Annotated in this window: 14 protein-coding genes; 10 read left to right on the forward strand and 4 right to left on the reverse strand. The window is 68.6% G+C overall.

Annotated elements, in window-relative coordinates:
* The first annotated feature begins 710 nt into the window (after positions 1–710).
* From MYSTI_RS10555 to MYSTI_RS10590, 7 genes are all read left to right on the forward strand, one after another.
* On the forward strand, positions 711–2072 hold the full coding sequence (locus MYSTI_RS10555; RefSeq protein WP_015347737.1) for a hypothetical protein: 1362 nt from the start codon (positions 711–713) through the stop codon (positions 2070–2072).
* A 238-nt stretch (positions 2073–2310) separates the two neighbouring features.
* Positions 2311–4026: a DUF1592 domain-containing protein gene (locus tag MYSTI_RS10560; protein ID WP_233278231.1), complete on the forward strand. Its 1716-nt coding sequence runs from the start codon at positions 2311–2313 to the stop codon at positions 4024–4026.
* Entirely contained in the window at positions 4023–5447 is a 1425-nt protein-coding gene (locus MYSTI_RS10565) for a DUF1552 domain-containing protein (protein ID WP_015347739.1), read from the forward strand. Before MYSTI_RS10560 ends, MYSTI_RS10565 begins: the two co-directional genes overlap by 4 nt.
* 763 nt (positions 5448–6210) lie before the next feature.
* The gene (locus MYSTI_RS45640) at positions 6211–6465 is read left to right on the forward strand and encodes an epoxide hydrolase N-terminal domain-containing protein (RefSeq protein ID WP_015347740.1); all 255 of its coding nucleotides are present in this window, start codon (positions 6211–6213) and stop codon (positions 6463–6465) included.
* A 367-nt stretch (positions 6466–6832) separates the two neighbouring features.
* Positions 6833–7090, forward strand: a complete 258-nt coding sequence (locus tag MYSTI_RS10580) for a hypothetical protein (RefSeq protein WP_015347742.1) — start codon at positions 6833–6835, stop codon at positions 7088–7090.
* 13 nt (positions 7091–7103) lie between these two features.
* Positions 7104–7925 (forward strand): ferritin family protein, encoded by an 822-nt coding sequence (locus MYSTI_RS10585; protein WP_015347743.1) that lies wholly within the window; start codon positions 7104–7106, stop codon positions 7923–7925.
* Between the two features lie 97 nt (positions 7926–8022).
* Positions 8023–8661, forward strand: a complete 639-nt coding sequence (locus MYSTI_RS10590; RefSeq protein WP_015347744.1) for a hypothetical protein — start codon at positions 8023–8025, stop codon at positions 8659–8661.
* 70 nt (positions 8662–8731) lie between these two features.
* Here MYSTI_RS10590 and MYSTI_RS42600 read toward each other — a convergent pair whose 3' ends face one another.
* Positions 8732–10231, reverse strand: a complete 1500-nt coding sequence (locus MYSTI_RS42600; protein ID WP_015347745.1) for a DUF8189 domain-containing protein — start codon at positions 10229–10231, stop codon at positions 8732–8734.
* A 365-nt stretch (positions 10232–10596) separates the two neighbouring features.
* The gene (locus MYSTI_RS10600; protein WP_015347746.1) at positions 10597–10962 is read right to left on the reverse strand and encodes a winged helix-turn-helix transcriptional regulator; all 366 of its coding nucleotides are present in this window, start codon (positions 10960–10962) and stop codon (positions 10597–10599) included.
* Between the two features lie 34 nt (positions 10963–10996).
* Here MYSTI_RS10600 and MYSTI_RS10605 point away from each other — a divergent pair, with 34 nt between their 5' ends.
* Positions 10997–11953 carry an NAD(P)-dependent oxidoreductase gene (locus MYSTI_RS10605; RefSeq protein WP_267881063.1) on the forward strand — a complete coding sequence of 319 codons (957 nt, stop codon included), beginning with the start codon at positions 10997–10999 and terminating at the stop codon, positions 11951–11953.
* Positions 11954–12457: 504 nt separating this feature from the next.
* The gene (locus tag MYSTI_RS10610; protein WP_015347748.1) at positions 12458–15169 is read left to right on the forward strand and encodes an apiosidase-like domain-containing protein; all 2712 of its coding nucleotides are present in this window, start codon (positions 12458–12460) and stop codon (positions 15167–15169) included.
* A 63-nt stretch (positions 15170–15232) separates the two neighbouring features.
* Here MYSTI_RS10610 and MYSTI_RS10615 read toward each other — a convergent pair whose 3' ends face one another.
* Both MYSTI_RS10615 and MYSTI_RS10620 read right to left on the reverse strand, forming a co-directional pair.
* Positions 15233–16273: a hypothetical protein gene (locus tag MYSTI_RS10615; protein ID WP_015347749.1), complete on the reverse strand. Its 1041-nt coding sequence runs from the start codon at positions 16271–16273 to the stop codon at positions 15233–15235.
* A gap of 74 nt (positions 16274–16347) precedes the next feature.
* Positions 16348–21054 (reverse strand): HEAT repeat domain-containing protein, encoded by a 4707-nt coding sequence (locus tag MYSTI_RS10620; RefSeq protein WP_015347750.1) that lies wholly within the window; start codon positions 21052–21054, stop codon positions 16348–16350.
* A 90-nt stretch (positions 21055–21144) separates the two neighbouring features.
* Between MYSTI_RS10620 and MYSTI_RS10625 the strand changes: the two genes are divergently transcribed.
* Entirely contained in the window at positions 21145–21525 is a 381-nt protein-coding gene (locus tag MYSTI_RS10625) for a hypothetical protein (RefSeq protein WP_015347751.1), read from the forward strand.
* Positions 21526–21530: the final 5 nt, after the last annotated feature.

Raw genomic sequence — 21530 nt, forward strand, 5'->3', positions numbered from 1 at the left:
CTCCTCTCATTTCTAGCCTCATCCTGCTCTCGCAGGTGCTCATTCCCGCCCGGTTGCTCCAGAACCTCTCAGGTGTTTGAGTCATACATGCCAGGGCTCACCTGAGCGATTGTTCGGCCAGTCTCGTGGCATCCCGGAGTGGGGTGGCGGCTCAATCCCAACTCCGCGCGTCGGGCAGTCTCGCCCGGCTTGTGTCTCTTCTCTCTCCGTGTGTCGCGCCGGCATGGATGAGCGACGCGGTCTGCTTGAAACGATTTGGCGGAATCCGCCGACCTGCTGAGTCGGACCGTCTCGGCCAACCCCAGGTGTGATTGACGTATCCGCCGGGGTCTGGGTTTCATGATGCCGGAGGAACCGAGAACGGCCTGACCTTTGTCCAAGCGGCTCGCCTCCCGGGCATGGGTTCGCGCGGCGGTTGTTTCCTGCCCATGCGTGGAAGGGTGGCCAAGCCTCCGGATGCGACGAGGGTGGCGTGGCTGGCCCGCACCTCGGACCCTGCTCACTGCGTGGTTCCCGCATGCCTGTCCATCCCTCGGCCCCACTGCGTTCAGGGGGACCCCCGGCTCCGGGATGTTGGCCTCTCATTTGCTTGGGGTTGAGGCAGCCCCTCATCTCGTCACTGGAAGCCAAGCCCCCATGCGTTCCCGCCCCTTCGTCTCCGTCCCCCCGGCCGCTCCCACTTCATTTGTCCGCTCCAAGGAGGTGGCCTCGTGAGCCGCCTCGCGGGATGGGGGTTGCTGTTGCTGGCGCTGGTCGTGTCGTCCCGCCCGGCCGAGGCCGCGCAGGCGCAGAAGACGAAGGTGGCGGTGCTGCGCCCGGAGGGGCGCCAGGCGGATGCGCTGCGCAGGGTGCTGACGCAGGAGTTGGGCAAGAAGGGTCGCGGGCGAGAGGTGCTGCCCGCGAAGAAGGTGGATGCCCAGGTGAAGCGCATGCGCGGCGGTCCGAAGACGGACGAGCAGCGGCAGGCGCTGGCGAAGAAGCTCGGCGCGGACGTGCTGATTCTCGCCTCGGTGAAGGGGACGAAGCGCTGGGACGTGGTGGTCCGCGCCTACTCCGGCGAGGACGGCGCCCTCCTCGCGGAGGAGCGCTGGGACGTCCGGACGAACCGCGCCTTCCCCGAGGTGCGACGCGAGCTCGAGCCCAAGCTGGGCGCCGCCCTGGACGCGGGCCCGGAGCAGAGCCCCCTGCCTGCCGCCGTCACGCCTCCGACGCCCGTCCCCGAGCCGGAAGTCGCGGCCCCGGCCCCGGCCCCCGTCGCTGAGGCCCCGCGCCAGGCGCTGGTGGAGCCTCCTCGGCCCACGGTGCGGAAGGAGGAGCCGCCCGTGCGGCCCGAGCCGAAGGCGGCCGAAGCGCGCGACCTGGACGGCCCCATCCTGGAGGCGCTGCTGTCCGGGCAGGGGCTGTTCCGTCGCTTCAACTTCTCGGGCACCAACGCCAGCGAGCTGCCCGACTACAGCCTCAACAGCGCCGCGGCGGCGAGCCTCTCGGTGAGCTACTTCCCGCTCTCCCACTTCACGGACGGGGTGGTGCACAACCTGGGGCTCGTGGCGCGAGGCTCACGCACCTTCGGGCTGGCCACGCGGCTCCCGGATGGCGGCAAGTACGACTCCACCGCGCAGCTCCTGGAGGGAGGCCTGCGCTTCCGCCTGCCGCTGCGGTGGCTGGAGATCTCGTTGGGCGCGCTGTACGGCACCCACTCCTTCGCGGTGGAGCTCCCGCCGGAGAGCACCTTCGCCCTGCCCGACGTGGACTACCGCTTCGCGCACGCGGAGCTGGGCCTGCGCAAGGCGCTCACCGAGCGATGGGCCATCGCCGCGCGCGTGGGCTACCAGCACGTGCTCAGCGGCGGCGAGCTGTCCTCGGACGACTACCTCCCGAAGCTGCGCGGCTCCGGACTCGATGGCGAGCTCGCCGTGGAGTTCGCCCTGACGCGCGTGCTGGGGCTGCGGCTGGGCGGAGAGGTGCGGAGCTACTCCTTCACCGCCAACGCCGCGGAGGGGGCCGAGGTCTTCGCGGGCGGCGCCAAGGACCTGTACTTCAGCGGTCAGCTCGGCCTGGCCCTGCGGCTGTAGCCTCTGCGCATTGAGGGGGGCTGTCCCCCACGCCTGTGGCGCCTCCTCCACACTTCCAGCGAGGCCCGCGCGAAAAGTTGGGCCTGATGAAACACGAATGCAGGCGTGACATGGGTTTTCAGTATCCGTGTCATCGGGCCCTTGGACTGACGCGCGTGCGCGTCGCGGGTACATTGACAGGACCGTGTCATCCATTCGATGGGTATGTCTTCCAATGATGGAGGCGCTCGTGCCGAGAATGCGGACACAACGGTTGTCACGAGAGCCAGCGGCGCGGGGACGGTGGTGGCGCTCGGTGGTGCTCGGGCTGGTCTTGAGCGGGGCTGCTGGCTGCGAAGGAACCCTCTCCAATCCGGAGGGCCCCGGTGGCGGGCCCGGCCCTGGGACGCCCACGCCCACTGGTACCGAGAAGCCCGCCCCGTCCGTGCGGATGGCGCGCCTGACGCACGTGCAATGGGCGAACAGCGTGCAGGAGTTGCTCAGGCTGGAGGCACCGCCCACCGCGCTGGCGGGCACGTTCCGCGCGGACCCCGCCCAGAGCGGCTTCCTCTTCGACAATCATGCGCGAGCCCTCGCCGTCGACGAGGCGCTCTGGGGGGCCTACCAGCGCGCCGCCGCGGAGCTCGCGGGCCAGGTGACGACGGACGCGACGAGGCTCTCGCGCCTGCTGCCTTCGTCGTCCGCCACCGGCGAAGCGCGCGCCCGCGCCTTCGTGGAGTCCTTCGGCTTGCGCGCGCACCGGCGCCCGCTGACGCCCGAAGAGGTGGAGAGCTACCTGGGGCTGTACCGCAAGGGGCCCCAGGCCTACGCGGACATGCCTGCCTTCGAGGGAGGCATCCGGCTGCTCATCGAAGCCTTCCTCCAGTCGCCGCACTTCCTCTACCGCGTGGAGCGCAGCACGAAGGCGGTGAAGGACCGGGTGCCGCTCGACGACTTCGAAGTGGCTTCGCGGCTGAGCTATGGCCTCTGGAGCGCCATGCCCGACGAGGCCCTGTTCGCCGCCGCGCGCGAGGGCACGCTGCACTCCCGCGAGGGCGTGGCCACCCAGGCGCGGCGCATGCTCCAGGACGCACGCTCGAGCAAGGTGGTGGAGGCCTTCCACCGCACGCTCTTCGACGTGCCCCGCTATGCCGCCATCCGGCCCTCGCTCACGCGCTACCCACAGGTGTCCGAGCGCCTGGGGGAGTACGCGGCCCGGGAGACGACCCTCTTCGTCCAGGACGTCGTCTTCTCCCGCAAGGGCGGCTACCGCGACCTGCTCACCTCGCCGGCCAGCTTCGTCAACGACGAGCTGGCGCGCGTGTACGGGCTGAGTGGCACGTTCACCGCCGACTTCGTCCCGGTGACGCTGAACGCGCGCGAGCGCAAGGGCGTGCTCACCCAGGTGGGCTTCCTGGCCTCGCACGCGACGTCGGTGGACCCGGACCCCATCCACCGCGGCGTCTTCGTGTCCGAGCGCATCATCTGCCGGAAGATCGGCGCGCCGCCGGCCAACATCCCGCCGCTTCCCGCTCCCCAGGGCCGCACCAATCGCGAGGTCGTCGCTTCGCACACCGAGGTGCCAGGGTCCGCGTGCGCCAACTGCCACTCGAACCTCATCAACCCGCTCGGCTTCCCCTTCGAGAACTTCGACGCCATCGGCGGCTACCGCACCACGGACAACGGACATCCTGTGGACGCCAGCGCGTCTCCCACCATCAACGGAGCGACGGTGCGGGTGCGCGATGCGCTCGACCTGGCGGACGCACTCGCGGCCGATGAGGCGGTGCATGCGTGCTACGCGCAGCACTGGGTGGAGTACCTCCACGGACGCCCGCTCGCCCACGAGGATGGGCCGCTGGTGGAGCGGCTCGGAAAGCTGTCGAAGGAGGGCAGCCTGTCCATCGTCGACCTCGTCGTGGAGGTCGTCACCAGCGAGGGCTTCGTGAATCGCCACCCGGAGGAGCTGCCATGAAGCTGAGTCGCCGGACGGTCTTGAAGGGCCTGGGCGGGACGATGCTGAGCCTGCCGTTTCTCGAGGGGCTGATGCCGAGGACCGCGCTCGCGGCGGACTCGGGGGCGCTGCCGTTCGCCATCTTCTTCCGGCAGGCCAACGGCGTCGCCTCGGCCCAGACGACGTCGGAGATTGGCGCGGAGCCGGAGCGCTTCTGGCCGCGCACCCTGGGGGCGCTCACCGCGGAGAGCATCGCCGGGCGGGCCGTGGGCGTGCTCAATGACCACCGCGCGCACCTGCTCCTGGTGCGCAACGTCAACATGAAGGACTACAACTACGGGGACGGCCATGCCCGTGGCGCCCTGCAGGGGCTGACGGCGCGGGGCCCCGTGGTGGAGGGCGCGGGCGGAGACTCCGAGTCCGGCGGCGAGTCCATCGACCACCGCATCGGCCGCGAGCTCAATCCGCAGCAGCGCGACTCGCTCGTCTTCTACGCGGGGCGGCGGGGCGGCTGGCTCGGGGGGCCCTGCCTCTCCTACCGGAGCAGCAACGTGCGCCGGGCCGCGCTGCACGACCCGTGGAACGCGTACCAGACGATGATTGGCGGCCCGGGCGGACTGACCCCCGAGGCTCGCGAGCAGCTCCTCGTCCGGCAGCGCAGTGTGAATGACCTGGTGAAGGCCCAGCTCCAGTCGCTCCAGCAGCGCCCCGAGCTGAGCGCGTCAGACCATGAGCGCTTGGACCTGCACCTCTCCAACGTCCGGGACCTGGAGGTTGCCCTGAGCTGCCGCATGCGCGCGGACCAGGAGCTCATCCTCCAGCAGCAGTCGCCCGGCTATGACAGCACGGACGGCACCGAGGTGCTCGCCACCGCCAGGCTCCACATGGACATCGCCGTGATGGCGATGGCGTGCGGCACCAACCGCGCGGCCGTCATCCAGGTGGGCAACGGCAACGACGGCGACACGCGCTACCGCAACCCGGACACGGGACAGTTGATGGAGAACTTCCATTACGTGTCCCACCGCCGCTCGTCGCACGACTCCAGCGGCGGCATCATCACCGGCTCGGACCTGCTGCACCACCACGTGGACGTGCAGTTCGCGAGCACCTTCAAGCACCTCCTGGACCGGCTGGTGGCCTACCAGATGCCGGACGGGAAGCGGCTCATCGAGCACGGCGTGGCTGTCTGGTACAACGACCTGGGCAACGGGCCGGCTCACTCGGCGCGCAGCGTGCCCTTCGTCCTGGCGGGGAGCTGCAACGGCTTCCTCAAGCAGGGCCTCTACGTCGAGGCGTCGGGTGGCGGCAATCCCAACCACAACCGGATGCTGAACACCCTGGGCACCGCCGTGGGGCTGAGGAACGCGGCCGGCGGCAACCTGGACGACTTCGGCGACCCGTCGCTGACCAAGGGCGTGCTCTCCGAGCTCATCGCCTGAGGCGCGGATGGCATCCTGCTCCAGCGTCCGATGCTGGAGCAGGGGTGGGCGTACAGCTCCATCCGCCGCGGGCACGCTTCAGCAGTAGGTCACGCAGAGATGCGTGATGCAGAGATGCGTGACGCAGAAGTGCGAAACGCAGAACCCGCTGGGGCATTGGGAGCTGACGGAGCAGGACTGGCCATGGGCGGAGCCTCCCGAGCACGTCTTGCCACACGAGCTGTCAGAGACGCAGGACTGGCCATTGCTGAGGCCCCCCGAGCACGTCTTGCCACACGAGCCGTCAGAGACGCAGGACTGGCCATTGCTGAGGCCCCCCGAGCACGTCTTGCCACAGGTGGAGTCGGAGACGCAGGACTGGCCATTGCTGCGGCCCCCCGAGCAACGCTTGACGCAGGCGAGGGAGGACACCTCGCCTTCTGCTTCGGTGGACTCCGCTGGACCCCACGCTTCTTCCAGGGCGCCCGCCTCCTCGGGCGCGGCTGCCTCCCAGGCGTCCTGGGGCTGCGAGGACTCCGGGGAACCGCATGCCATCAGTGAGAGGGAAATAAAGACAAGCGGAATGAGCCTCATGGGGCGCTCCTGGGTTTGGATTTGCTGAGTGGATTAGAGGGGCGGCGTCGGGGGGCTGCAAGTCGAGCATGTTGCTTTTTGCGCGAGGGAGTCTTTGGGGGAGGGGTTGTAAGGGGTGGGGTGCCACGGTTTGTTTGAAGGAGTGCCTTCTCCACGCGGGTGAGTCCCAATCACCTCGGGGGGCGGGGCCATGGCTTCGGGGGCCGACCTTCGGGCGAGGCTGAAGGCAAGTCGCTTCCCCTCCAGGGTCGAAGGCGTCGGCTGGGATGATGGGACCGATGCCGGGCTGCTCAGGCAGTGGGTCACCCACCGGGCGGAGCGGTTCGACTGGCGCACCGCCGAGCGAAACGGGGTGTCGTTCGACGTCATCATCAGCCTGGTCCGAAACCATCCCGGCCGCCTCCTGGGGGGCACAACCTCAACGTCTTCTCGGGGTACCTGCTGAAGCCGGGCTTCTTCCTCCCACCGCTGATGTTCACGGCCGAGGAGCTCGAGGCGCTGGTGCTCGGCTCCCGCTGGGGCGAGGCCCAGCCGGACGCTGGCCTTGCCGGGGCGGCGCGCAATGCGCTGGGGAAGCTCGCCACCGCCTCGCCTGACGACCTGCGCGACCGGATGAAGGACACCGGGCTCTGGCCCATCCTGATGCGCGGCGTGTCTGCCTCGGTCCCGGTGCTGGGGCTCGTTCGTCGGGCCGGGGGGCACCCACGGGGGAAGGCGAGGCCGGACACGAAGGCTTCGATGAGTCCCCGGTCCAGATCCGCTAGAGTCGCGCTCGCGTTCGAGCTGTCGGGCCGGCGAACCGCGAGGAAGTCATGAGCGATTCTCCCCTGAAGCCCCGTGAGACATCTCCTTCCGTCGCCGTCGAACCCCCTCCAGCGGAGCGCCGCCGAGGCCGAGTCCTGCTGGCGGCCACCGCCGCGAGCGCGGCCTTCACGATGGTGGCGTGCGAGCCCTACATGACGACCAATCCCGCCCCATGCCTCTACGACGGGGGTTTGACGGTGGGTGACTGCGACCCGGACGCCGCGCAGGACGGGGGGCCGGACGCGGGCCTCCCCCAGGTTCCTTGAAGGCGCACCCGCGATGACGACCGAACTCTTCGAGCTGGACCTGACGGATGGCCCCGCGCTGACCCTGCATGAGCGGGCGTCCGGCCATGTGGCCGAGCGCTATCCCTGGGACTCGATGGAGCCGTCGCGCTACCCGGCGGCGCTGGTGGAGCGGGCCCGGTATTCGTGGACGCTGCGGGCGCTCAACGAGTTCGGCAGTGCGACAGTGATGGGACAGTTGGTGCAGGTCATGGGCGAAGCGCGCGTGCCCCTGGACTTGTGGAGCCTGGCCGCGCGCTTCCCCGCGGAAGAAATCCACCATGTGGAGCTCTGCGCGAGGATGGCCATGCGGCTGGGGGGCGGAACGCGGCTGTCCTATGCGCCCGGAGCGTTCGCGGTGACGTTCGACCCGTCGCTCACCTTCGTCCAGCGCGCCAGTGAGCTCATCGTGCGCGTGTGTTGCGTGGGGGAGACGTTGTCCTTCGCGCTGCTGTCCGGGTGTCTTCGCGCGACGTCCCATCCGCTGACCCGCGCGGTGCTGACGACGCTGGTCCAGGAGGAGGCCCTGCACGGGCGGTTGGGTTTTCTGTACCTGGATTGGATTGCGCCGGACCTGGGCTCCGCGGAGAAGGAGCGTCTGGGGCGTGTCGCGCGCGAAGCATTGGATGCCCAGGCGCCGCTCTGGGAGAAGCTTCGCAGCGCCACGAAGGACGGCGTCACCAGCGAGGGCTTCCTGCTGGAGCACGTGACGGAGCTGGGGTGGATGGAGTCGCGGGATTACGCCACGGTGAGCCAGGAGACGGCCGAGATGCAGGTGCGGGCACCGCTCCTGCGCCATGGCATCCGCGTCCCCTGATGGGCTGTTGCTGTTGGCGGCACCCCTCCTGCATTGCGCGGAGTGGATATGGCCCCTGTACGTCACGGTGACGAGGGCTCGAGCGAGGTGGTCCCTCATGCGAACGCGATTGCTTCCAGGGCTGTGTCTCTCCGCCCTCACTGTCTTCTGCTCCTGTCGAAGCGTGCCCCGCCCCGGCGAGGCCGGTGCGGCCGGCGAGCCACTCCCTGAGTTCTTCGGGCCGGTGACGTGGACCTCCACGGAGGCGGAGCTGCGCACCGCCTTCCCCGAAGCCCAGGTCGACAACCGTGACTTCGATTCCCAGGTGCCCGGTGCCCTCGGCATCCTCGCGTTGGAGGGAGCCCGGTTGCCGCCCTTCGGAGACGCCAGGGTGCGACTGCTGCGGCGCGGCGGGGTGCCCACGGGTGTGCTGGTGATTGAGTCCATCGACAACGCGGCGCAGACGTGCCCGGAGGCTCCGGAGGAGTTCGCTGACTGCGCGAAGCGACTGGAGCAGAAGCGGCAGGCCGTCTTCGAATCACTCGCCGGCCCCCTGAGAAGGCGCTATGGCCCCGCGAGTGTAGACGCTCACTTCGGCTCCGATGAGGCGGAGGGGCAGGACCCACGGCAGTTCTCCCTGACATGGAAGGTGCCTGGCTACACGTTGGAGCTGGGGACAGGGCAGGAGCCCTCGGGCCATGCGGAATGGACCGTCCGTCTCGTGGCCATCCGGGACCTGGAGTACCCGTTCCTGTGACTGGCGAGAGGGGAGGGGCGGGATTCCTTCCCGCCGCTCCCACTTCCCGCCTGTCGAAGCCCTGTCGTCCTCACCACCAGCCGTTGCTGTACCTGGACTGCCGCACCTCCCCATTGGGGCCGGTGTAGAAGATGTCGAGCGTGTCCGGGGTCCGGCTGATCGCATCGGGGGCGGAGGACAGCTCACCGCCGAGCCAATTCCAGCCGGTCCAGCTCGACGAGGGGCTATAGCTGTTGATCCACAGGCTGTTGTCCGTGCCCCGGCCAAACACATCCACCCGGTTCAGTCCCCGCGACGCGGCCGTGGGGTCCGAGGTGAAGGTCCCGCCCAGCGTGTACCAGACGCTCCACCCGGCTCCATCCCAGAACTTCTGCATCATGGACTTGTTGCCGTCCAAGGCAAACACCTGGAGATTGTTGGAACCCCAGCTCGCCACCGCCGGGGCTGACGTCAGGTATCCGCCGAGCGGAGTCCACGCGCTCCAGCCCGCGCTGCTGGTCCAGTACTTCTGCCACAACTGGTTGTCCGTGCCTCGGATGAACACGTGCAGCCCGTTCGCGCCCAACGAGACGACCGCGGGTGCCGAGGCGCTGACACCGCCCAGCGGGTACCAACCACTCCACTGGGCTCCATCAAAGGACTTCTGCAGGATGGAGTTGTCCGCGCCCCGGGCAAACACGTCGATGCGGTTGGTGCCCCAGTGCAGCGCCGCGGGGTCCGACGTCAACGTCCCTCCGAGCGCGATCCACGAGCTCCAGGCCGAGCCGTTCCAATAGCGCTGGTGCAACTGGTTGTCCCCGCCACGGACGAACACATCCACCCGGCTCGAGCCTCGCGCGGCCACGGCGGGGCCGGAGGGGGTGTAACCCCCCAGCGACAGCCAGGGAACGCCATAGGTCTGCTGTGCTCCGTACTGGTCCGTGGCGCTGAGGTTGCCGTCCCCGTTCCACTTCGGATTGCAGTAGTTCATCACCGAGTTCAGGTCCCACGAACCGATGGTCCAGTCCCCCACGGAGCCCTGCCGGGGCTCCTTGCAGGAAGACGGGGTGTCCGAACGGTTCTGCTCGTGGGCGTACCCCAGGGCATGGCCGAACTCATGCACCGCGATGATGTCGATGCAGTACTGGAGCTTGCCGCGGCACGGTGTCTCCCAGTTGTTGAACGTGAAGTTCAGCACCATGCCCTGGGCCATGCCGTTGAGGTCCCTCCCCAGCGCCTTCACATGCGGACCGACATCGCTGACGGTGATGCGGATGCCTTGGGACGCCGCGGTGCAGGTCCCCCAACCCGTGAAGCGAACACCCGAGCGGGCCTCCCAGGTCCGCGCCACCGCGTCGCGCACCCACTGTCGCTGCGCGCCATCCCCCGCGCCTGGATTCTCCCAACACACGCCGACCGTCATCGGCCGCCACACCTTCGTGGAGGCCACGTAGAGGTCCGCTTCGCTGTTGCGCATGCTCTCCGAGGACTCTGGTGCCTGCGTATCGGCGCCACCACAGCCGAGCAACATTCCAAACCCCAACGCAGCCAGCAACGCCGCCGGAAGGCGGGATGCAATTCCAATGGGCATGGTGTCCATCTCCACTCATCTTTGCCAGACGGGGCCGGAGTGGTCCTCTCATCCTGGCAAGGAATTGGTGCTGCTCTTTGGCATGGTTGATTGGCATTCTGCCAGTGAAAAGCAGGTGCCGACGCTGTTCTGATTGCGGTGGAGGATTCCTGTGCCGCCGTGGCGCGCGTGCGGGCCAGGGCGCCGTCTCGAATTGTGAGGAGCTGGTTCGAGAGGGCTGTCAGTCTTTGAGGGCCTCAAAGGACAGCACCTCGAAGTGTGCTGTTTGACAGGGAATGCACCCGCGCGGGCCTCGCTGCTCGCGAGGACGGCCTGGCCCGAGAGGCTTCAGGCCCTCCGCTCCCTGCGGCGGGGATGCTGTCGCCTCAGCTGACCTGCGGAGCTGCCCAGGAGAAGGCGGCGGGCTCGTCGCGCTTCCTCACGTGCCGGGTCCCCCACTCGGAGAGTGCATGGACCGCGATGTTGAGCTCCAGGCCACTCTCCGTGAGTGAGTACTCGACGCGGGGAGGATTCTCTCCCGCATCCTCGCGATGAACGAGCCCCTCCGCCTCGAGCTCCCGGAGCTGTTCGAAGAGGACCTTCTCGCTGATTCCGCCGACCCGCCGGCGCAGCTCCCCGAAGCGCAGGGGCTCTGCGTGGAGCATCCAGAGAATCGTGGCCTTCCACTTGCCGTGGATGACCGCCAACGCCGCGGAGAGGCCGCACGTCTGGTGCTGGGCGGGCTTGCTCATCGAGGAATGACCCTTTCAAACTGACACTTACGAAATTGTAAGTACTTGTTATCACTACGGCGGCCGCTCATTTTGCTCCCGTCGCGCGCTCGAGAGCCGAGCCGCATCCAGGAGCATAATCATGAGCGAAGTTTCAGTCATCGGATTGGGCGAGATGGGGACCGCGCTGGCGGCGGCACTGGTTCGCCACGGGAAGAAAGTCACCGTGTGGAACAGGTCGCCGGAGAAGGCCGCGGCACTCGTCGCGGCTGGCGCGCTGCTCGCGCCCGACTCCGCCGCCGCGATTCGCGCGAGCCCTGTCGTCATCCTCTGTGTCTCGAACTACGCCGCGACGCGCGCCATCCTGGAGCCCACGGACGTTTCGAGCGGGCTGCCTGGCAAGCTCGTCGTGCAGCTCAGCACGGGGACTCCGAAGGAGGCTCGCGAGCTCGAGACGTGGGTTCAGGCGCGGTCCGCGCGCTACGTCGACGGCGCGATTCTCGCGTGGCCGCGACAGATAGGCGGCGCCGATGCCGTCATCCTCGTCTCGGGCTCGGCCGAGGCGCAGGCCCAGGGGCACAGCCTGCTCAGCCTCCTCGCGGGGGGACTGACGTCCATGGGGCCGGAGGTCGGAGCGTCGTCGTCGCTCTTCGCGGCGGTGCTGGCGTACCTCGCCGGGCGCTGGATTGGACTCAGCCATGGCGCGCTCATCTGCGAAGCCGAAGGGCTCGATGTCGCCGCGTACGGGGCGCTGCTCGCGAACCTCGCGCCGATTCTGGGGCAGGATGCGAAGCACATGGGAGACGTGATTGCGAAGAATGCCTTCACCTCGCCGGAGAGCACGCTGCGCACGGCGGCCGGGGACATCTCCGGGCTCATGCGGCACTCACAGGAAGCACGCATCAACGGCGAGTTTCCTCGGTTCGCGGCGGACCTGTTCGCACGCGCCGTCCGAGCGGGACATGGCGCGGAGGAACATGCCGCCATCATCAAGGTCCTCCGCCAGGCGTAACGACAGTCAGGCGTGGAGGGCAGGGAGGGGCACTTCGAGGGGCGCACTCGCCACCTACCTGTGCTCACCTCTGCCTCGTGACCGAGGCGACACCCTTCCCGCCGAGAGGCCAGCCTGGCTCGAAGCCACCTCTCGGCGGAATGTGCCCTCTAAAGTTCCAGGAAAGTCCGCTGCGCCTCGTGCGTAGAGACGGCGCACTCTCGACGAAGGTGTTGCGCGAATGGGGTTCGACAGGAAGGTCATCAACGCCTGCTAGGGGCTGAGTGGCCCTGGAAGGCGTTTGGGAGTGATGGCGAGCAGCGTGTGTGTGCGTCCGTGAACGGCGACGTGTCTCCTCGGAGCGCGCCGCACGGATGGCGCGATGACCGCTGCTCCAGGGTGACCATTGATTTGGGTGCCGGTGTTGTTGGCGCTCAGTCCTGACATGACTGAGCGCCGTGAAGTTGTCTCGGCCGCATTCCCGTCGCGAGTCCGCTCGCTGGCTGGGTTACCTGGAGTCGTTGCATGTACTCATGGACGTATCGTTCCAATGGCGTTGGCATTTCTGAACCGGGCTCTCGAGCCCGCCTGCTGCGGAAGGTCCTGCTCGGTGCCGTCTGCTCGGTGTTCGCTGCCTGTTCCTCACAGGTCGAAGCCCCGGGAGACTCGGCCGCCCCCGAATCCACGGGCCAGAAGCTCATCGGCCCGACATTCACTTTTCCGCTGAAGGTCAGTGCCAACAAGCGCTACATCGTCGACCAGAACAACGTTCCGTTTCTCGTGAACGGATTCAATCCCCAGTCCATCGTCACCGGAGTCGACCCGGCGGACTTCAATACCATCTTCGCCACCAAGGCCAGCCAGGGCGTCAACTCCGCGGATGTCTGGCTGGTCCAGTCCTACTCCACGGCGGACTCGTCCACCTGGGACGGCATCAAGCCCTTCACCGGGACGCTTGCCCAGAATTGCGAGTATGGCCCCTGCTGGGACTTGAGCACGCCGAACGATGCCTACTTCGCGCGCGTCGATGCCCTGGTGGCGGCGGCCCACCAGAACAACATCGTGCTCTTCGCGACCCCGCTCGATGGTCCCGTCACGTTCCACCAGACCCTCGTGGCGAATGGGGCGACGCGGGCGAACCAGTACGGCCGGTATCTCGGCAATCGCTACAAGAACAACCACAACATCGTCTGGTGGATGGGCGGCGACTACTTCGATGTCGACGTCAATGACAAGGCGCGCATGTCCGCGGTGGCGAACGGCATCAAGAGCACGGACACCGTCAATCCGAAGCTCTTCGTGCTCCAGCTCGCGCCCACCACCGGGACCAGCTCCCTGGATGGCGACTGGGCGGTGTGGGGCAACCTGGTCACCCTCAGCGGCGTCTATAATTACAGCGCGGCCTACTACAAGCAGCACGTCGACTATGGGCGGACCCTGCCGGCGGTCATGCCCAGCTTCCTGATGGAGCCCAAGTACGAGGACGAGGAAGTGGCCGCTCGAGACACCCGGAAGGTGGCCTGGTGGTCCATCACCTCCGGCTCCGTCGGCACGCTCTACGGTGCGTCCCACGAGTGGCAGCTGGGCGCGCCGTTCCCCAACAAGTCCTTGCTCAACAACCCGACGCACCCCGGCGCCATCTCGATGCAGCACCTGCGGACCTTCTTCGACGGCCCCAGTGGGTTCAACTGGTGGGACCTGGTTCCGGACCGAGGGCCCAGCGACCCGGTCAATGGCAGCACCATCGTGACCCACGGCATGTGCACCAGCGGGAGCAACAGCACCAACTGCTACGGCAACAACCCTGTTCGGACCAACTACTACGCGACGACGGCGCGGACCCCCAACGGGTCGGCGGTGCTCGTCTACATCCCGTCGTCCCGCACCGTCCGCGTGGACATGACCAAGCTGTGCGGCACCTCCACGGCCAAGTGGTTCAACCCCACCAACGGGGTGTACACGACCATCGGCACCAGCTACGCGAACACCGGGACGCAGGACTTCACCACGCCCGCGTGGACCTCGGGCCACCAGGCGAACTGCGAGGACGCGGCTCCTCAGTCCACGAACTGCAACGACTGGGTGCTCACGATCAACACCCATGCCCCGTGCAGCGGCGCGGTGGCTCCGACCACGACCACCTCGGCGGCCAGCAATGTCGGTGCGACTGGCGCTTCGCTCAATGGCTCGGCCAACCCCAACGGCGCACAGACGACGGGGTGGTTCCGGTACAGCACCAGCCACCCTGGAACCTGCAACGACACGTTCGGAACGCGCGCGCCGGCCACCGGTGGAGTGAGCCTGGGCAGCGCCGGCTCGGCGCTTGCGTACACGCAGGCCGTGACGGGGCTCGCGGCGAGCACGACGTACTACTTCTGCGCCATTGCGAGCAATCCGGTGGGCGTGACTCCCGCGAGCACGGTGCTGTCGTTCACCACGTCGGCCGTGGGCACGGCACCGACGGTCGTCACCTCGGCGGCGACCGGTGTCACGTCGACGAGCGCCACGTTGAACGGGGAGGGCAACCCCCAGGGCGTCGCTTCCACCGGGTGGTTCCGCTACAGCGCGACCCACCCCGGAAGCTGCAATGACACCTTCGGGACGCGTGCTCCGGTCAGCGGCGGCATCAACCTGGGCAGCGGCACCGCGGCCGTCAGCTTCAATCAGGCCATCACGGGGCTGACGTCCGGCACCACGTACTATGTCTGCGCGCTCGCGAGCAGCACCGCCGGCAGCGGCTCTGGGCAGGTGAGCTCGTTCGTGGCCAACGCGGGTTCGTCCATCACCATCGGAGAGACGAACGTCCTGTCGGGGACCGACTCCGGCCTCGCGGACCTGCTGATTGGCAACCAGGTTGCGCTGGGGCAGACGGCCACGCTCCAGACCTTGAGTATCAACGTCAAGGCGCTGGGGACCTCGCCGGGAAATCTGACGCTGGCCGTCTATGACAGCCTGACTGGCGGAGCGCCGGGCAACCTCATGGCGACGACCTCTTCGTTCGTCCCCGCGGTCGGCTGGAACACCGTCAATGTCGTCACGCCGGTCTCTCTTCCCGCGGGCACGTACTGGCTCGTGGTGGGGTTGAACAACGGCAGCACGGTCTTCGCCTATGGCGGCGGTTCGGGTGTTGAGCGCTGGGTCAGCAGGCCCTATGGCGCGATGCCCGCGACCTTCCCCACCGCGGGTGTGACGCAGGGGGCGGGGCACTACTCGTTCAACGCGACACTCACCCCGTAGCGGCAGAGACGGTGCATCCCGTCGAGGAGCGTCGGGTGGAGCTCCTCGGCGGGCTGGACGTCGTCAGACGAGCCAGTCCCAGTCCTCTTCGTCCAGGAGCGGGGACGGGCTCATGCGGCGCCGGGCGGAGAGCTCCTCGCGCCAGGCGGCGTGTCCGCCGGGGAGTGGCCAGGCGCGCGAGACGGTGCCGCGCCGGTCATGGGCGAAGCTGAACAGCAGCATGCGGTTGATGCGGTCGATGGTGTCCGGTGTCGGCGGGGTGCGGAGCTGGATTTCGGCGGCGAGCAGCGCGCCTTCCTCGCGGGTGGCGTTCCAGGGCTGAGGCCGGTCAATGAATGGCCACAGGCCCAGCAAGGGAGGCTCGGTGCCTTCGAGCAGCGCGGCGTGCAGCCGGTCATGGCCATCCAGCACCACCCATTTCGCCAGGATGTCCACGAAGAGCAGGAGGATGGGCGGCAGCGTCCCGTCCTTCGCGCGCTTTCGCCAGCTCTTCACGCGCCCATCCTCGGCGGCGGAGGCCTCGCGAAGCCCGAGCACGGCGCCCGGCCGCTGACCGGGGAGTGACTCCCACCAGTCCTCGGCCCAGGCGGGCTTGAACTGGGTCGCGGCGGCCAGTGAGTGGGGTGACATCAGCGGCTGACCGAAGCTCCACTCCATGGGCGAGACCGGGTGCCGCTCCGCCTTCTCCGCATCGATGGCGCGCACGGGGCGCAGGCACCAGTGGCCCGCATGGAGCACCGTGAGAGGGGCCTCGATGAGCGCACGCGCCATCCGCCAGGTCCAAGCGGTCCACCATTCCTCTGCGCCGGGGGATGAATCGACGGCGCGAACCTCGGGTGCCGTCATCGCCGGCAGGAATCGAGGGGCGCTGTCCGAGCCCCGGACGAACACCGCCTGGTCCCAATAGGAATCGATGCGGGTCCAGAGCAAGGTCTGTCGCCCGCAGCGCAACCTGAGCCGGTACTTCGGAACGACTTCGAGATGCAGCGCGGGCCGTCGCGCCCATGGCCCTGTCGAAGGCACGCTCAGCAGGAGTCCTGGGCCCACGGTCTCCAGTCCCCAGCTCCGGGTGTCATCAGCGACGATGGAGACTCCTGGATTCATGCGATGCGCTCCTCGTCATGACGCGCGAAGGATAGACCATCGAGGCTCCCGGATGGTTCTGTCCTCCATGGCGCTCAAGCGTGTGTCGTGGGCGCCAGGCTCGAAATGACCTGGGTCAGTCGCTCGCGGCGGTCCGGACGGGCACGGGCGAGTTCCCCTCGGAGGATGGGCAGCGCGGCGTCCCCCATGACGAGCAATGCCTCCCTGGCCGCGCGCGCCACGGCATTGCGGCGGTCATGGAGCAGCGCGGCTATCTGTGCGACCGCGGGGAGGTGACCTCCAAAGGAGAGCGTCCGGATGGCCCGCACGACGTGCCCGGCCTCCGTGTCCCCGAGCAGGACACACGTCAGCTCCAGATACGTCTCCCGTGGCACCAGGTTCTTGAGCAGTCGGTGCGCTTGAATGCGTATCGAGGACTTCCGGTGCGTCAGGTGCTCCGTCAGCCGCTCGGCGACGCGCGGCTTCTTCCGAACCACCATCCACTTCATCGCCGCCAGCTCCGGCTCCGGGACTTCCCAGGCCAGGGACTCCAGCTTCCTCTCGACGTCGCGCATCACCTCCACCGTGAGGCTCTTCTCGAGAGAGGGGTCTTCCAACAGCAGCGGGGCGAGCATGTCGACGACCTCCGCCCGCAGCGTCGGCGAGGTGACTCGGGAGAGCAGTGCGATGCGCACCTCGGGGCCCTGTCGTTCCAGGCCCTGCTCCATCACCCCGATCGCCCAGGCGCCCTCCTTGCGGTTCGCCAACGCGAGGAGGCGCTCGCCCAGGCGGAAGGCATCGTCGCGGTTCCCCCAGGACGCAAGTCCACCGAGGACCTTCGACGCGAGCGCGCGATGCGCCTCGTCTTCGTCGACGATGTTCAAGAGCGCGTCCTCCAGCGTCCGACTGTCGCGCCCCTGTGCGGAGGCTCCTCGCTGGAGCCACTCCAGGAAGTGCTTCCTGTCCAGGCCCCGTGCCCGGAGGAACAACGTCATCAACTCAGGTCCCAGCGCCAGGTCGCCCGAGAGGACCTGGAGCGCCGCGGTGTGTCCTTCGCGAAGCATCGGGAGGACGAAGGGCAGCACCCGAGTGGGGGGATACGAGCGGAGCACGGCCGCCGCTCGCTTCTCCGTCCGTCCCCGACCCAGTCGCCACACGTCGAGCAGGAGCAGGACCTGCGTCGGAAACAAACTCGGCTTCGGGCGGAGCCCCTCGAGCAGCTCCATCAGCGAATCCAGCCAGACCTCTCCCTCCACGCCTGCTTCCACCGCGGCGAGCCGCGCACGCAGGGTCTCCAGCTCCCTCCGGTCCATCGCGCTCGGAGGCACCCACCGGAGCGGCCGCGCTTCGCCAAGCGTGTCGAAGAGCGACTGGAGTCGAGGCAGTCCCCGCACCCGTGAGAGCTGTCTCGCGGCTTGTCGGCGGACGTCGATGGGGTCGTGGGTCAGCAGGTCCACGAGCAACGCCTCATCCTCTCCCGACACAGGCGTTTCGAGCGCCGTGAGCGCGGCGAGGGCAATCCCTCGCTCCGTGTGGCGCGCGAGCCGCCGCAGCGACGCACGGGCCGCTTCTGTTCCGAGGTCCGCCATCCACCGCGTGAGTGTCTCCACCTGGGAGGGCGTTCCTGTCTCGACGGCGGGAGCCAGCGCCGCGAGGAGCACGTCTTCCGGAACACGCGAGTCCCAGGCCCGGCGGACCTCTTCGAGCAGGTTCGCGTTCTGCTCACGCAGGGCGACGGCGAGGACCTGGAGCGGTGGCACCTCCCGGAGCGCGTGCGGCACGAAGAACCGCTGGACTGCGTACGAGCGGGCCTGCGTCAGGGCCTCCAGCAAGCGCGGGCCCGACAGCTCCTCCGCGAGCACGAGTCGCTCGGCTCCCCACTGCGCCAACGACTCCTCCGGGAGCGCCGAGGCCATTCGAGCCTCTTCGAGGGACGGCTCGGCCCTCTGCTCATACAGGGCCGTGAGGACCTGGTGAGGTTCGAGCCGGCCCTCCGCCCAGGCGCGTCGGAGCTCCGCGAGCACTCCCACCCGCTCGGTCTCGGACAGTCGTCCGGAGAGTGTCCGCAGCAGCGCGAGCGCCAGTCGCCGTGATGCGGAGTGCGTGCTGTCCAGCAGAGGGCGAAGCCTGTCGAGGTGCCGTCTCAGGACGGCCGCGCGAGCCTCCGTGAGACCCGAGCTCCCCAGTCCCGAGAGCAGCCGGGTCAGGTCCTCCGCCTCGGCTTCGAGCACGCCCATGTCCTGGGTGGACAGCACGTCATCCATCCACGCCAGGTCTTCGTCCAGGCGCCGCTCGCGGAGCAGTCTCGCCTGCTCGGGGTCCTCGGACGTGGAGGGCATCCGGTCCGACAGGCCATGGCGGCGCAGCAGCATCTCCAGCTCCGCGCGCGCTTCGAGCGAGAGCTCGAGGACTCCCCCGAGGACCGCGTCCTTCAGCACCGTCGCACTGGGCGCATCCCGACGCAGCAGGGCCACGAGCGTCCGAGGTGACAGCACTCCCGAGAGCGCCTCGCACAGCAGCGTCTGCTCACGGGGTTTGCTTGCGCGCGGGAGCGCATCCAGGAGGGTCGCCACGTAGCCTCGCGCGCAGGTGGCGCGGAGTGCGCGGACCAGGGACTCGCGCAGACCTGGGTTGTCGTGGCGGCGGACCCAGTCCAGCATCACCCCGATGGGCGGGGGCCAGCCGGGGCCCGCTTTGACGAGCGCCTCGGCGGCGGTCTTCTTGATGTTCATGTTGGGATGAGCGAGCCCCTCCGCGAGGACGGGCACTGCCCACTCCACCTTGAACTCCCCGAGCCCGCTCAGCGCTTGCCTCAGCCGATAGATGTCCTCCGCGCGCGCGAAAGGCACGAGCCAGGCGACGGTCCGCGCGTCTCCGGACTGCGCGAGGCACTCGAGCGTCAGCTTCTGCACCTGCACGCTGCCATGGCGCAGGAAGCGCCGCAGACGCCGCGCGAGCAACGGATGTGTCCGCCCGACGAGCTGGCTCAACACCCGCTCGAGCTGTGCGTCACTCAGGTCTCGCTGCTGAAGTTGTTCGAGCAGACATTCCGTGACGAGCCGTGCGCCAGCGCCATCCGCGGATTCGCGCGTGGGTATCGGGCGCATGCGGCCACTGGCATGGAGCCCGCGCCCCACCTGGACAATGGCCTGCTGTGCCGCGGCGCGGACCTGCTCATCGGCGTCGAGCAAGAGCTGCCCCAGTGGTCGCAGCGTGCGCCGTCGGGACTCGCGGCCGAGCTGTCCAATGGCCTGGAGCCGCAAGGGATGCTGCGTCTGGAGCGCGAGGCGAGAGACCTCGGCGAAGGCGGCATCGTCATAGACGGGCTGGAGGCTCGCGAGCACCTCCTGGCCCATGCCACCGCCTTCGGGCACGGGCGCCGAGGTCTCCTCGAGCACCGCTGACAGCGCGAGTGCCTCGGCGCGCCATTCGGCGGAGGGCAGGCCCGGATGGGTGCGGAGGAACTCCGCGGTGCGCTCGCCGCCCACGTGACGAAGTGCCGCGAGGCAGGCCCAGGGCTCGGCGTCGAAACAGCCGAGGAGGTCCTCCTCGACGACCTCACGACCCTGGTGCCCGAGGGCCTCGATGAGCTCCGGCCGGACGGACTGTGCTTCAGGTCGGACGAGCAGCGAGCGGAGCAGGCCGAGGGCCTCGGGGCCGTCCATCTCCCTCAGGAGCGAGAGGTGGCGGGAGAACTCCGGGCTCGAGACCGACAGTGTCTCCAGCGAGTCGACGTACTCACGCTGCCGGGGGCTCAGCACCTCCGCGATGAGGGCAGGGGAGACCGTCGGACTGGAGACGAACAGCTCGCACACACCGGGGACGTCGTCAGGCTCGCAGCGGACACCCCTGCGATAGAGCGTCTGGAGCACCTCTGCGCCTGTGGGCCCGAAGAAGAGCGGGTCTTCGCGGCAGAGGTGCAGCGCCAAGGACAGCTCGCTGGGGCCCGCGAAGGGGGCCATCAGCGCCAGGGCCTCGCGTCGGACAGGGTTCGAGTGTCGTGGGTCCTCGAGCACGCGCCGCAGCGCCCCGGCGTCTCCTCGACGTGCGAGGACTCGCAGCGATGCGAGGACAAGTCGCTCCGAGCGACCTGCTGGCAACGGAGGCGAGCGGAGGGCTGCGACGTGCTCGGACCGGGTGGCCCAGGGCTCGGCGAGCAGCTCCAGGGCCCGCAGCGCCACGCGCTCATCCGTGGCGTCCATCGCGCGGACGCTCAGCTCCAAGGCCTGCGTCAAGGTCACGAGCCCCAGCTCGAGCGCATGGCCCAGATGGCGAAGTCCCTCGAGCTGGATTTCGGGGGCCCCGTGGGCGCACAGCGCGTCGACGAGGGCTTCCGCGTCGGAGGCCTCGGCGGGAGAGAGTCGCTGGACTGCGCGCAGCAGCCGGCCTCCCATCGGCAAGGCGGTCAGCTTCGCGGGCTCACGGAGGAGGTCCGTGATGAGCCAGGCGACCTCGGCCTCGACGGAGAGGGGACCCCCTCCGTTCGTCAGGGACACCAGGCTCGTCAGGGGAAGTGCTGGCGGAATCAGGCGGGCCAGCTCTGCCAGGAGGACCTGTGTCTCGGGTGTGCACGCGCCGAGGGCCTTGGGCAGCGCTTCCAGGAGGACCTCAGGCGTGTCACCGCCCTCCAGTCGCTCCATGCGCTGCTTCAGATGCAGCAGGGCCGCGTGGACCTCTCCGGGCTCGGACGCGGCGAGCAGGGCACGGAGCTCCTCGGGCGCGAGCCGTTCGGTGCGGAGGCGCTGGGTGAGGAGGGTGCGGAGGTTGCGCGAGGTGAGCTCGACGGGATGATGCGGAGACATGGCGCCGTTATAGGCGACCCCGGGAGCGACGCGCGCGACGTCGAGGTGCGGCGACTGTGAGTGTCTCCACGCCGCGTGTAGGCTGCGTCGATGGACATCACCCTCGCCGTCGTCGGCTTCACGCTCTTGATGGCCACCTTCCTGGGACTCGTGTTCTTCGGAATCTCGGCCTCACAGAAGAAGGCCTACGAGCGTGTTCGGCTCGAGGGACAGCGCTATGTCGCTGTCATCAAGGAGCTCCATCCGATGCGAGGCGACAGGGGCCATGTGGCGCTCCTGCTGAAGCTCGAGACGCCCTCCGGGCCCGTGGGGAAGCGCCTCATCGTGCCCCTCGAGGGCGCGGTGACCTGGGACTTCCTCATGACGGCGCGCGTGACGGAGCGGCCGGTGGCCGTCCACTGCCTCCTGTCGCCGATTGTCGAAGAGGCTGTCACTCAGTTCGGCTTCGTCCTCGAAGGCACTCCGGGATGAGCTCG

It is taken from the genome of Myxococcus stipitatus DSM 14675, from assembly GCF_000331735.1.
Classification (GTDB): Bacteria; Myxococcota; Myxococcia; order Myxococcales; family Myxococcaceae; genus Myxococcus; species Myxococcus stipitatus.